Raw genomic sequence first — 11,735 nt, 5'->3', positions numbered from 1 at the left:
CAGAGGCGCAGAGAAAATGCGAAGGAGCAGATCGCCTTCCATTCACTCTGCGCCTCTGCGCCTCTGCGAGAGATGTCTTAGTGTCCCTCGAACAAATCAAAGCCGCTATTCCGCATCGCGAACCGTTTTTGCTCATCGACGAAATCGTCGAGCAGTCGGAGAATCGGATTGTTTGCCGGAAGACGTTTAGCGGCGACGAGTTTTGGTATGCGGGGCACTACCCCGATTACCCGATTACGCCTGGCGTGATTTTGTGCGAAGCGTCGATGCAAGCGGGCGCCGTGCTGCTGTCGAAGCTGGTGAGCGACGCCGACGATCGCGTGCCGGTCGCGACGCGGGCGAACAATGTGCAGTTCAAAAAAATGGTGCTGCCGGGCGATACGGTGGAGCTGGAAGTCGAGCTGACCGAGCGGCTGTCGACGGCGTTTTTTATGACGGCGAAGGTGACGGTCGGCGGGAAGGTGGCCTGTCGGTTGGAGTTTGCTTGCACGTTGGCGCCGAAGAATTGAACCGCTGATCAAGTAAAGCACATGTCTGATTTTCTCCAACTCGCCGGTCGCCGTATCGCGCTGTTTGGCGTCGCCAATCGCAAGAGCGTCGCGTTTCACGTTGGCCGCGTGTTGCAGGACGCGGGCGCCGAGGTGGTGTACGTCGTGCGGTCGTCGGCGCGGCAGGCGTCGGTGGCGAAGCTCGTTGGCGAGGCGCCGGTCTATGTGTGCGACGTCGAGCATCAGGATCAGATCGACGCGCTTGCCGCGAAGCTAGCGACGGACTTTGACGGATTCCACGGGCTGGTTCATTCGATTGCTTTCGCCGCGTACGACGAGCGGGGGATGCGACCGTTTCATGAGACGTCGCGCGAGCAATTGCTGCGAACGTTCGATGTGAGTTGTTTTTCGCTGATGGCCTTAGCGAACGCGATGAAGGATCAGCTCGCCCGCGATGCGTCGGTGGTGACGATTTCGATCAGCACGACGCGGATGGCGAGTGAGAACTACGGCTTCATGGCGCCGGTGAAGGCGGCGCTTGATTCGAGCCTCGCGTTTCTGGCGAAGTCGTTTAGCCAGTTCTCGGAAGTGCGCTTCAATGCCGTGGCGCCGGGGCTGCTGAAGACGAGCGCGTCGGCGGGCATTCCGGGATACGTCGATTCGTACCTCTACGCCGAGCGGGCGACGCTGCGGGGGAGGGCGGTGGCGACGGAGGAAGTCGCGAACGCCGTGGCGTTTTTGCTGAGCCCGCGGTCGAGTGGGATGAACGCGCAGCGGCTGGTGATCGACGCGGGAATGGAAGTGAACTACTTCGACCCGCGGCTGGTGAAGCCGGCGGTCGATGCGCTGCCGCGCGAGTAGCGAGTAGGGTGGGTGTACTCACCCACCTCCGTTGTGTGGCGTGCAACGGTCTTCAAGACCTAATCGATGCGTTGCAATGAAAGGTGGGTGCAAGCACCGCACCCTACTTGGCGCGATCAAACTGCAGCTTCGGATCCATGTCGCTGATCGTCACGCTAGCGATCTTCCCTTCCGCATCGCGCTCGACGGTGAGTTTATTCATCGGCTTCGTCTTCAGCGGCGGGTAAGAGACTAGCTGGTCGAGATCGAGCACGCCCTCTTTGCCTGGGTTGACGACGCAGTAAGTTTTCGGGCCGAACCAGTCGATGGTGGCGCGGATATGCCCTGCGACTAACGTGATCACCATCGTACGGCCTTTCGCGTCTGTGTACTTGCCGATCAGTTCCTTGGCGAGTTTTTTGTCGAGTCCCTTCGCTGCCCCCGGCTTCTCACCGGCGAGGATCGCTTCGCACTTTTCTTTCACCAAATCGAACGCAGTATCGTCGTCGTTGTTCGCGAGGATGATAAGACAGCCGTCGCGCTCGGGGTCGCGTCGTACCGAAGCGAGGAAGCCGCGGACCTTTCCGCTGTGCTCGTGCACAGTGTGCTTCTCGTCAAGTTCGACGACGCGCCAACCGAGAGCGTAGTCGTCTGGCCCTGGCAGCGTCATTTGAGCGAGCGACGTGGCATTGAGCAGCTTGCCGCTCTTAAGGGCGCGATCAAATCGCCAGAGATCGACGAGATTGGTGACGATGCCGCCCATGCCGCGGTACTGAAAGCCGTACTCGCCGTAGGGGTGGTCGAGCGCCGAACGCGGGTCGCCGCCCGTCGACTTGCCAACGGCGACGGTGACTTTCGGCGGCGCCTTGTCGCCGGTGAAGCACGTGCTGGTCATCTTGCAGGGCGTGAAGATCGCCTCGCGGCAATACTCGGTGTAGGGCTTGCCGCTGGCATTGGCGATGACTTCGCTGAGGAGCGAGTAGCCTTGGTTCCAATATTCATGCTTCTCGCCGGGCGTCGTGAGCGGACCGCCCTCAAGGAATGTGGGCAGCACTTTAGCTAAGTCTGTACCTGATCCCGTCGAGTTCTTGCCAGGAATGCCTGAGGTGTGTTGCAGGAGATGGCGGACGGTGATTTCCTGGCAATTGTCGGGGATGCCAGGCAAGTGCTTGGAAATTGGATCGTCGAGCGAGAGCTTGCCTTCCTCGGCGAGTTTCAAGATCGCGACGGCAGTAAACGACTTCGTGCAGGAGGCGATTTCGAAGAGCGTCGATGGATCGAACGGCTTGCCATCGACATCGCCCACCGACACGGCGGCGATGACTTTGCCTTTCTCAGCGGCGAGGACGGCGCCGGTGAAGCCATCTTCCTTGTGGGCCTCGCGCACGGCGGCGACGATCCGCTTGCCTTTGGCGCCTTCTTCGATAACGCCATCGTATTTTGGTTTAGCTGTGGCTGGCGTGGGGGACGCCATAAGGCAAACGAGCGCCGCGATGGCGACCGACTGCGGGAACACGCGGCGAAGAGGGAGCATTGGTCTGCTTTCGCGTCGAGAGTGAGAAGGCGCTGCGGCGAGCATTGTAGGCGCGTTCTGTATCGACAATTAAGCATTCGCGGTGCTATCGCTATATCGACGAACCGCTCCCCTGAATTGGGGATGGCAAAGGTGGAGGTGAGAGCCTTTACCCCACGATGCGACGCTCGTGGTCTAGCAACCACTGCTTGCGGGCTAGCCCGCCGGCGTAACCAGTGAGACTGCCGTCGGCGCCGATGACGCGGTGGCAGGGGATGACGATGGCGACGCGGTTCTGGCCGTTCGCTGATGCCACCGCGCGTACGGCGGTTGGTTTGCCGATGCGTTCGGCTTGTGCGCCGTAGCTGCGCGTCGTGCCGTAGGGAATGGTCAGCAACTCGTCCCAGACGCGCTGGCGGAACGGCGTTGTCGGCGTGTGGAGCGGCGTTTCAAATGTGGTGCGCGTGCCGGCGAAGTATTCTTGCAGTTCGCGATCGAGCTGGCGGAGGTGGGAATTGTCGTCGGCGGGGAGGATGACGGCGTTCAGGCGTTTGCGGAGATCGGCGAACTCGGTTTCAAGCATGCGGCGGTCGGCGAATTCGCAGAGGCAGACGCCTTGCTCAGTGGCGCAGGCGATCATCGGGCCGAGCGGCGTCGAGAGCCGAACGAGGTGAATCACGGTCGCTGCGCTCGCTTGTGATGGGGGCGTGCCGAGGGCATTGCGAAAGCCGTCGGTAAAACCGCTCAGCGATTCGTAGCCGGAGTCGAACGCCGCCGCGGCGACCGATTGGCCGGCCGAGAGTTCGCGGTAGGCGCGGTTGAGACGCAGCATCCGTTGGTAGGCGTTGAACGTCATCTGGTGATGACGCAGGAACCACCGCCGCACGGTGGCCGGTTCGATGCCGCGGCGCCGTAGGTCGTCGGCGCGATAACGGAGCGACGGGTCGGCCTGCAGTTCCTCGATGAGCGCTTGGATGAATCCAGGCGTTTCGTCGGGCGCCTCCATCGGCTTGCAGACTTTGCAGGGGCGGTAGCCGTGAACGATTGCTTCGTGAGCGGTAGCAAAGAACTCGACATTTTCGCGCTTTGGCGTGCGGGCGCGGCACGTCGGATGGCAGAAGATGCCGGTGGTCTTCACGGCGGTGACGAAGGTGCCGACGTATTCGGGATCGCGGCGCGTGATCGCGTCGTATCGCTGGTCGAAGTCGGTTGTTGAGGGGAGGGCGTTGGCGGTCATCGTTTGTTCCTCGACTGTGTCCCTTACAGCATGAGGCGCGGCCCCCCTCAAAGGCAACCGCTAACGTGACAACCATATTTTTCTGGGGAGATTTTTTGCGGAATTAGACGGCGGCAGCATCACGGAGATCGGCGAGGCGACGCGCGGCGCGATGCCGGCCGTAACGCAGAGTGAGCTCGATCAGGCAATCCCAGGTCGCTTCGTTGTTAGCATTCGCGGAACCTTCGAGCAGGCGGTCGACGAAGTCGATGCCGGCCGCGTCGGCGGCCGTCGTGCAAATGATTCGTTCGCCGCCAAGCTTGGCCGCGAAGCTGCGCGGCGTCATTGCACGCTGCTTGTCGGCTCGATGGGCGCGGTGCGCGGCGGCCGATGGGCTGTAGGCGGTGAAGTAAGCGGTGCGGGCTTTCGACAACATCGCGTCGATCGCAGCGGTGGCGGTCGAGCGGCGGGTGGTGATTGCGGAGATGCTCATGGTCGGGGCGTTTATCCAACGGCGAATAAAAAACCCTCGGCCCGCCAGCGTGGCGGACCGAGGGGCGTTTCAAATTACGCAGAGGTCAGCAATCAGAATTCTTCGAACCCGTCGTGACCGGCGCCGGCGCCGACCAGTTCGAGCTCTTCGACGCGGCGGCTCGCAGGCTTCGCGGCAGTCCGCTTAGCCGGCTTGTTCGGCGTCGAGTAAGACGGAGCGGTCGCCTTCGGAGCTGTGTAGCCCGTCTTCTTCGGTGACTGCTTCGCTTCGCGATTCAGATTGAACTGAGCCACGACCGATTGCAGCTGCTCGGCTTGGCCGGAGAGGGCCACGGCCGTGCCGCTCATCTCTTCGGTTTGCGAAGCATTCGACTGCGTCACTTGGTCCATCTGAGCGACCGCCTTGTTGATCTGCTCGATGCCGACCGTTTGCTCGCGGCTGGCAGCGGCAATCTCTGCGACGATGTCGGTCACGCGCTTCACGCTCGTGACGATGGCGCCAAGCGTTTCGCCCGACTTATTGACCAGTTCCGAACCGGTTTCGACCTTCTGCACCGAGTCTTCGATGAGGCCCTTGATCTCGCGGGCGGCAGTCGCACTGCGTTGAGCCAAGTTACGAACTTCACCGGCGACGACCGCGAACCCACGACCTTGTTCGCCGGCACGAGCGGCTTCGACCGCGGCGTTGAGGGCAAGCAGGTTCGTTTGGAACGCGATCTCGTCGATCGTCGTGATGATGTCGGCAATCTTCCGCGACGAGCGGTTGATCTCGCCCATCGCGTCGACGGCTTGAGCGACGACGGCGCCACCCTTTTCGGCCGTTTCACGCGAGCTGTTCGCGAGTTGGTTGGCCTGGTCGGCGTTGTCGGCGTTTTGGCGAACCGTCGCCGTGATCTCTTCCAGCGACGAAGCCGTTTCTTCCAGGCTCGACGCCGATTGCTGGGCGCCCGAGCTCAGCTGCTCGCTCGCTGCAGCGAGTTGCTGCGAAGCAGAGCTCACCGAGTTCGAAATATCGTCAACTTCCATGATCGCCTTTGCGAACCAGCGAGCGATCAGGTAGCCAAGCGTTAGGCCGGCCAGGACTCCCACGGCAATGACGCCGATCATGAGGGTGCGAGCCTGCGTGAAGACTTCGTCGCCGGTAGCCGCCGCCGCTTTGCTAGCAGCGTCCTTCGCTTCGCAGAGCTCGTTGACGTTGCGGCCGATTTCCTTCGCTTGGGGAAGATTGCCGGCGATGATCGCGTACGACTCTTCATCCTTGTTCTCCAGGCCGAGCTGGATCGCCTTCTGCAACTCGACCCAGTAGGGGGGGAAGAGGGCCATCACGCGATCAAACTTCTCTTTGTCGGCAGGGTCGGTAATCGTGGGGCGGGCAGCTTCCAGTTGCTCTACGACCTTATTGCCGAATGCGAGGGCTTCTTCAGAATTTGCGCGGTTCGTTTCAGGATTTGTCTCCAAGACGATTTCGCGGGCCGAACGGCCGATGCGAACGATGCACATGTTGGCCTCTTTGAGGGCCGAAATGCCGACGGTTTGCTTGACGTACATCTCGTCGAGCATGGCATTGATGGTCCCGAGTTTGACCAACCCGACGACGCCGACGATCGCGCTGATCGAGCAGACCGCGGCGAAACTGAGCAGTAACTTCGTTTGGACGCTTAAGTTCTTGAACCAATTCATCATTTAACCTTCCAAGAAATGACGCCTGGGGCGTCGTGGTGAACAAATTGCATTCGGTAGTCGGTCAAAGTGACACGCGTTAGGCAGCCGATACTTGCAGGGCCGAGAAGTTCTCGGGGCTTACCAAGCGAGCGGTGTCGAGCAGCATGACGATCCGTTCGCCGAGCTTCCCCATGCCGGTGATGCAGGAAGCGTTTTCCAAACTGGCCAGTTCAGGCGGGTCGGCGATTGAGTCGGTAGGAATGCTCAGCACGTCCGAAACGGTGTCGACCACGAGCCCCACGACGCGATTAACGACGTTGACCACGACGATACACGTGAACTGGTCGTACTCCTTTTCAGTCATTGAGAATCTCGCGCGGAGATCGATGATTGGGACCACGGTGCCGCGCAGGTTCATCACCCCCCGGACGAACGGCGGTGCGTTCGGGATGGGCGTGATTTTCGAGAACCCTTTGATCTCCTGCACCTGCAGAATCTCAATGCCGTATTCCTCGTTCTGAAGGGTAAACGTCAAAAACTGCCCGTTTTCTCGGGCCAAATCTAACTCTCCCGCCGCGTAATCGTCTTGCATCGCATCCTCCGTTCATGGTTCGCCGTCGCAGGCGCACACCGCTAGCGACCCGGGCAATCAATTGATTGTCGCGGCAAGAAGCGAGTTGAACTGCAACTCAATAGCTTGGCGATGCAGCAACAGTACGCTCGCCGCTGCGCGACGCTCATTTGCCTGCGATGCGGGTATGTGCGTAATAAAAGATATCAGGCGCCAATTATATATTTAACCGCGGCAGTGCAGGTTATGACGCTGCGCCGACGTTTTTAATCACGAGCGAGCCTTGCGTGGCGACCGCTTAACAAGGCGCGTGAGACGTTTCGAGAGGGGATTGATCGCGACTGCGAGGACGTCATTTGCCAAATTGATGGCGAGGGTAATCCGTGCGCGAACAGTGTACAAAAATGCGCAATGCGCATATTCATATCCGCCAATATGTCGATTGGGTGCGCAGGAGGGTCGTGCGAGGCGTCGGTTTTTTCGACGCGAGCGCCCAGCGTTCACTGTCGCTAGCTTCAAATCTCGCCTAAATTAGAGCGATGGAGTCCTATCGAGAATTTTTGCGTCCGATCGTCTGGCTCTCGGCAGTAGCTGGTTGCCTTCTCGCAGGCCTTTCGGCGGTGATAGCGGCGGATGAGTTCGAACAGCCTCCCATTAACTACAGCGGTTCCACGCCTGATAACGCGGCGGCGCGGTTGCAGGGGAGGCTGGAACGAGGGCAGTCCCTCGGCTGGGATGCCGAGCAGGGGTATCTGCCGGCACTGCTGCGGGAGCTGAAGATCTCGCCGGCGACGCAGATGCTGGTCTTTTCGAAAACGAGCCTGCAACGCGATCGGATCTCGCCGCGGACGCCGCGAGCGATCTACTTCAGCGACGACGTGTACGTTGGGTACTGCGTGGAAGGCGAAACGCTGGAAGTGGCGGCGGCCGATCCGCAGCTTGGGGCGGTCTTTTACACGCTCGATCAAACGGAGGGGAAGGCGCCGCAACTAGAGCGGCAAACCCATCGCTGCTTGCAGTGCCACGTCGTCACCGACTCGACGCCGATTCCTGGCTTCCTGGTTCGCTCGTTGTTCACGAGCCCCAGCGGCCAGCCGATTCTGTCGGAAGGGAGCCACCGAGTGGACCATGCCACGCCAATCGCCGACCGCTGGGGTGGATGGTATGTCACCGGGACGCATGGCGCGCAGACGCATCTCGGGAATCAGCTGATTCCCGACCGTAAGGCGCCCCGACCCTGGACGAACGACGATGGCCACAACGTGGTCGATTTGACTGGCCGCTCGCGGACGGAGAATTATCTCACTCCCCACAGCGACATCGTCGCGCTAATGGTCTTCGAGCACCAAACGCATGTGCACAACCTCATCACGCAGGCCAACTTTGCTGCGCAGCAAGCAATGTACTACGAGGCGGCGCTCAATAAGGCGCTCGGCGAGCCTGATAGCCACCGCCTAGAGAGCGCCACGCGCCGCATCGCCAGTGCGGGCGACAAGCTCGTGGCCGGCCTACTGTTCGCCGACGAGGCGCCGCTTACGCACCCGATTGCCGGCACGTCGCCGTTCGCGCAAGAGTTTCAACAGTCAGGGCCGCGCGACAGTCAGGGGCGTTCGCTGCGCGAGCTTGATCTGACGACGCGGCTGTTCAAGTACCCGTGCAGTTACCTCATTTATTCGCCAGCGTTCGATGCGCTCCATCCGGCAATGAAGTCTTACGTTGGTCAGCGGTTTCGCGATATCTTGGCGGGGCAGGGGGGAGCCGACTTTGCGCACCTCTCGCCGGCCGATCGCCAAGCGATTGCCGAGATTCTCTACCAGACCAAGCATGATTTATGGTCGAGCGAGTAGCATGAGCGAACGCGACGAGTGGCGGAGCGGCACGATGCGAGGCGCGGTGGAGTCGATTCAGATCGGCCGCGTGCAGACGCTCGACGGCGTCGCTCAGGGTGAGACGCTGGCGCGACCCTGGACGTCGGCCATCGTGAAGCACGGAGTTGCGGGACCTGTTGAAGTAGGATCGCGCGGCATCGTGGGCGATGAGCAGGCTGATCCCAAGCATCACGGCGGCGTCGACAAAGCGATCCTTGCTTACGCTGCTCGCCACTACGCGGCTTGGTCGGAGGAATTGCCGGAGAAGCGATTGGGGCCTGGCGCGTTTGGCGAGAATCTCACGGTGACGGAGGTCGACGAGAGCCTGAGTTGCATTGGCGACGTCGTGCGGATCGGCGGCGTGCTGCTGCAAGTGACTCAGCCGCGGCAGCCGTGTTGGAAGCTGTCGCGACTATGGAATATCCCGCAGTTTGCGGTTCGCGTGCAGCAATCGGGGCGGACGGGTTGGTATTTTCGCGTGCTCGAAACGGGAACGCTGGCTCCCGGGGACGAGTTGATGCTTGTTGAGCGTCCTCACCCGGAGGTCACCGTGGCGAACGCCCACGCGGTGATGCACGATCGCCCACATGTGCGCGAGGTCGACCTCGCGCTCGCGGCGTGCCCGGCACTGGCTGCTTCGTGGCGAACGACGCTCACGCGGCGGGCTTCTGGTGAAGAGCTTCCGAGCCCGCTGCGGAGGCTGGAAGGCGAGGCCGCGGGATGACGGAGAAACGCTGGCGGGCGATCGGAGCGGTCGGCTAGACTGAGCGGCGTTTCGTGGAAGCCGCCGCTCGGTTGCAGCGGAGCCGTTTGATTTCTAAGTGGAATGCCATGCTACGCCGCCATCGACTACTTGCCCTTATTGGTTCCTGCACAGCGATTCTTGCCATGTCGACCGCCGCTGCTGAAGAGACGCGCGTTCCCGTGAAGTTCACGGGCGGGCACGAGATCGCGAAGAAAGACTTTGGACGGCCGATCCCGCTGATTGCGGCGGCGCTCGGCGTGAAACCGGAAGTCTTCCGCAAAGCGTTCAGCGGCGTCACGCCGGCCCGCGGGCGCGGACCTTCAGGCGATGAAGCTCGCAAAAATAAGGAGGCGCTGCTCAGCGTGCTCGGTCCGCATGGCGTCACGAACGAGCGACTCGACGAAGTGTCCGACTACTATCGCTTCCGTCCACAGAAAGACGAACTGTGGCCGGTAAAACCCGCGAAGGCGGAAGCGATCGTTGAGGATGGCCAAATCAAGCGGATCATCGTTACCGAACCGGGGCACGGGTACTCGACGCTGCCGCGTGCGAGTGTGAAGGGCTATGGCGAGGCGAAGCTGAGCGTCAAGCTGGCGTTCAGCAAAGCGTTCAAGAAGAACGGCGCCATCAAAGCGGTTGAACTCGAAAGCAAGTAGCTTCAGGATCCACGGCCCTCAGGCGACGACGCTAGGGCGCGGTTCCGATCGCGTCCGCGCACGAAAAAGCGGGCGTTTGAGAAGTGACTTCTCAAACGCCCGCTTCGTTTTGCTTCTTGCAGGTCTCGCAGCTTAGTTGCTGCTAAGGCCTAACGACGGCGAGTCCAAGCCAAGCCGACCAGACCCAGGGCTGCGAGAGCACAGCTGGCCGGTTCCGGCACAACCGTGTTCGGGCCAAGCGTATTGTTGTTCTGGGCGTCTTGCAGCGTCAACGCATGGCTGTAGATGCGCAGCTCAGCGACGCTGGCGTCGATCAACGAATCGGGCCACATCGAGCGACCGAGCCAGACGTTGACGTCGGCCAAGGTCGTGACCGGGAAGGCAGTTGCGTTCGCGGCGATGTTGAGGTTGTTCGCGATCGGGGCTGGGTCGCCATACTGCACGCCATTGCGGAAGACGGTGATCGTGCCAGGGAGACCGCCCGATTGATCGAAGACGGCGATGAGGTGCTCTTGCACGCCGACTTGCAGGTCGGTGGAATCGCCAGGGGCGTCGACGAAGCTTTCCGGGCCGGCTACGCCGTTGCTGGTGACGCGGAGGTCGTTGCCTGCGCCGCCGTCGCCGGTGCGCGGAATGATTTGGAGGTAGGGGAAGTTGTCGTTGCCGCCATCGGAGTTGCCTTCGATGCCGCTGCTGCTGATGCCGGCAGCGAAGAGGGCGGACCAATCACGATTGGTATTCATCGTGACCCACATCTCAACCGAGACGGCGCCATACTGATCCGCCGCGGCGGCGTCGCGGATGAGGAAGTTCGGGAAGTCGACGTACGATCCGCTTACCGGAACGTTGCCGTTGTTGAAGGCGCCCGAGCCCGTGTTGGTCGGGTTGCTGAGAACGATCTGGCCGCCGGCGTAGGTGGCCGTGTTGCCCATGACGACGCCATTGGCGGTGCCGACCGAGTCGTTTGCGTTGCCATCGAAGGTGTAACGATGCACCAGGGCGCCCGATGCCGACGTCGCGCAGAGCGCGAGTAGGCAAGTGCCTGCCAAAAGTTGCCGCTTCATTAGAACGGTGCCTCCAAGGAGAAAACAGAACAGAGTGCTAACTGCCGCTTACCGAACGGAGTCCGGCTGCGGCTTGTTCGAGAACACTAAGTGAAAATTGATAAGCAGACTAGTCCGATAGCAGTGCCAGCAACGTCAGCGAGCACTTGTGCAATCGAAGTCGAGCCCCAATCAACTCGACCCCCTCACTGTAATCCGCCGTTGCGAAATCTAAAAATGGTTCGCTGGCAATTTCACGGTTTCCGCAGTACGCAGAATGCAGCAAATGACCGCTTTTCAAACGCAGCGGCAAGGTGCGGTCGATCCGCTGCTGGTGATTGTTTTGTGATGTAAGTGGTTGCTGCGTATGGTGATGTGGTTGTCGGCGGGTGGCGTGGATCGCCAGGCAGCCCGCGACCGCACGCTTAACGGGCTCAAGGTAATTGAGTTTCTTTGCGGATGAAATTGTCGAGAAAAAAGACGGCAGATCTCAGTGCGATTTCAATCCTTTTCGCCGGAAATTTGTTGCAAAAGCGGTCTGCCGCAACCGTGCGACATCAATCGGACGCAGAGCGGGCTTTTTGAGATCGCTTTGCAACGGTGATTTGGGCTTTTGACGACGAGGCAGTCTGGGCGAAAGT

11 protein-coding genes are annotated in these 11,735 nt (G+C 60.9%); 5 read left to right on the top strand and 6 right to left on the bottom strand.

The genetic code is table 11. The features are described from left to right. The first annotated feature begins 80 nt into the window (after positions 1 to 80). The gene (fabZ, locus tag ACQY7R_RS06105; RefSeq protein ID WP_428304700.1) at positions 81 to 509 is read left to right on the top strand and encodes a 3-hydroxyacyl-ACP dehydratase FabZ; all 429 of its coding nucleotides are present in this window, start codon (positions 81 to 83) and stop codon (positions 507 to 509) included. 21 nt (positions 510 to 530) lie between these two features. Beyond that, positions 531 to 1,349 carry an enoyl-ACP reductase FabI gene (locus tag ACQY7R_RS06100; RefSeq protein WP_428304699.1) on the top strand — a complete coding sequence of 273 codons (819 nt, stop codon included), beginning with the start codon at positions 531 to 533 and terminating at the stop codon, positions 1,347 to 1,349. 103 nt (positions 1,350 to 1,452) lie between these two features. Here the strand turns inward: ACQY7R_RS06100 and ACQY7R_RS06095 are convergent, their stop codons facing one another. From ACQY7R_RS06095 to ACQY7R_RS06075, 5 genes are all read right to left on the bottom strand, one after another. Then, complete coding sequence (locus ACQY7R_RS06095) at positions 1,453 to 2,862, bottom strand: serine hydrolase domain-containing protein (protein ID WP_428304698.1); 1,410 nt, start codon at positions 2,860 to 2,862, stop codon at positions 1,453 to 1,455. A gap of 148 nt (positions 2,863 to 3,010) precedes the next feature. Continuing rightward, entirely contained in the window at positions 3,011 to 4,078 is a 1,068-nt protein-coding gene (locus tag ACQY7R_RS06090; protein WP_428304697.1) for a bifunctional transcriptional activator/DNA repair enzyme AdaA, read from the bottom strand. A gap of 103 nt (positions 4,079 to 4,181) precedes the next feature. Further along, a complete protein-coding gene (locus ACQY7R_RS06085) occupies positions 4,182 to 4,550 on the bottom strand; it encodes a hypothetical protein (RefSeq protein ID WP_428304696.1) in 369 nt (122 codons plus the stop codon). A 92-nt stretch (positions 4,551 to 4,642) separates the two neighbouring features. Next, entirely contained in the window at positions 4,643 to 6,229 is a 1,587-nt protein-coding gene (locus tag ACQY7R_RS06080) for a methyl-accepting chemotaxis protein (protein WP_428304695.1), read from the bottom strand. 79 nt (positions 6,230 to 6,308) lie between these two features. Then, positions 6,309 to 6,803: a chemotaxis protein CheW gene (locus ACQY7R_RS06075; protein ID WP_428304694.1), complete on the bottom strand. Its 495-nt coding sequence runs from the start codon at positions 6,801 to 6,803 to the stop codon at positions 6,309 to 6,311. A gap of 518 nt (positions 6,804 to 7,321) precedes the next feature. On the opposite strand from ACQY7R_RS06075, the gene ACQY7R_RS06070 reads away from it, so the two are divergent. From ACQY7R_RS06070 to ACQY7R_RS06060, 3 genes are all read left to right on the top strand, one after another. Then, on the top strand, positions 7,322 to 8,629 hold the full coding sequence (locus ACQY7R_RS06070) for a hypothetical protein (RefSeq protein WP_428304693.1): 1,308 nt from the start codon (positions 7,322 to 7,324) through the stop codon (positions 8,627 to 8,629). A gap of 1 nt (position 8,630) precedes the next feature. Beyond that, positions 8,631 to 9,374 carry an MOSC domain-containing protein gene (locus ACQY7R_RS06065; RefSeq protein WP_428304692.1) on the top strand — a complete coding sequence of 248 codons (744 nt, stop codon included), beginning with the start codon at positions 8,631 to 8,633 and terminating at the stop codon, positions 9,372 to 9,374. A gap of 164 nt (positions 9,375 to 9,538) precedes the next feature. Beyond that, complete coding sequence (locus ACQY7R_RS06060) at positions 9,539 to 10,051, top strand: hypothetical protein (protein ID WP_428304691.1); 513 nt, start codon at positions 9,539 to 9,541, stop codon at positions 10,049 to 10,051. Between the two features lie 149 nt (positions 10,052 to 10,200). On the opposite strand, the gene ACQY7R_RS06055 is transcribed toward ACQY7R_RS06060, so the two are convergent. After that, entirely contained in the window at positions 10,201 to 11,115 is a 915-nt protein-coding gene (locus tag ACQY7R_RS06055) for a LamG-like jellyroll fold domain-containing protein (RefSeq protein WP_428304690.1), read from the bottom strand. Between the last annotated feature and the right edge of the window lie 620 nt (positions 11,116 to 11,735).

It is taken from the genome of Lacipirellula sp. (assembly GCF_965279485.1).
Classification (GTDB): Bacteria; Planctomycetota; Planctomycetia; order Pirellulales; family Lacipirellulaceae; genus Lacipirellula.
Note: the sequence above shows the minus strand (reverse complement) of the source record. Positions and strands in the feature narration are given on the sequence as shown.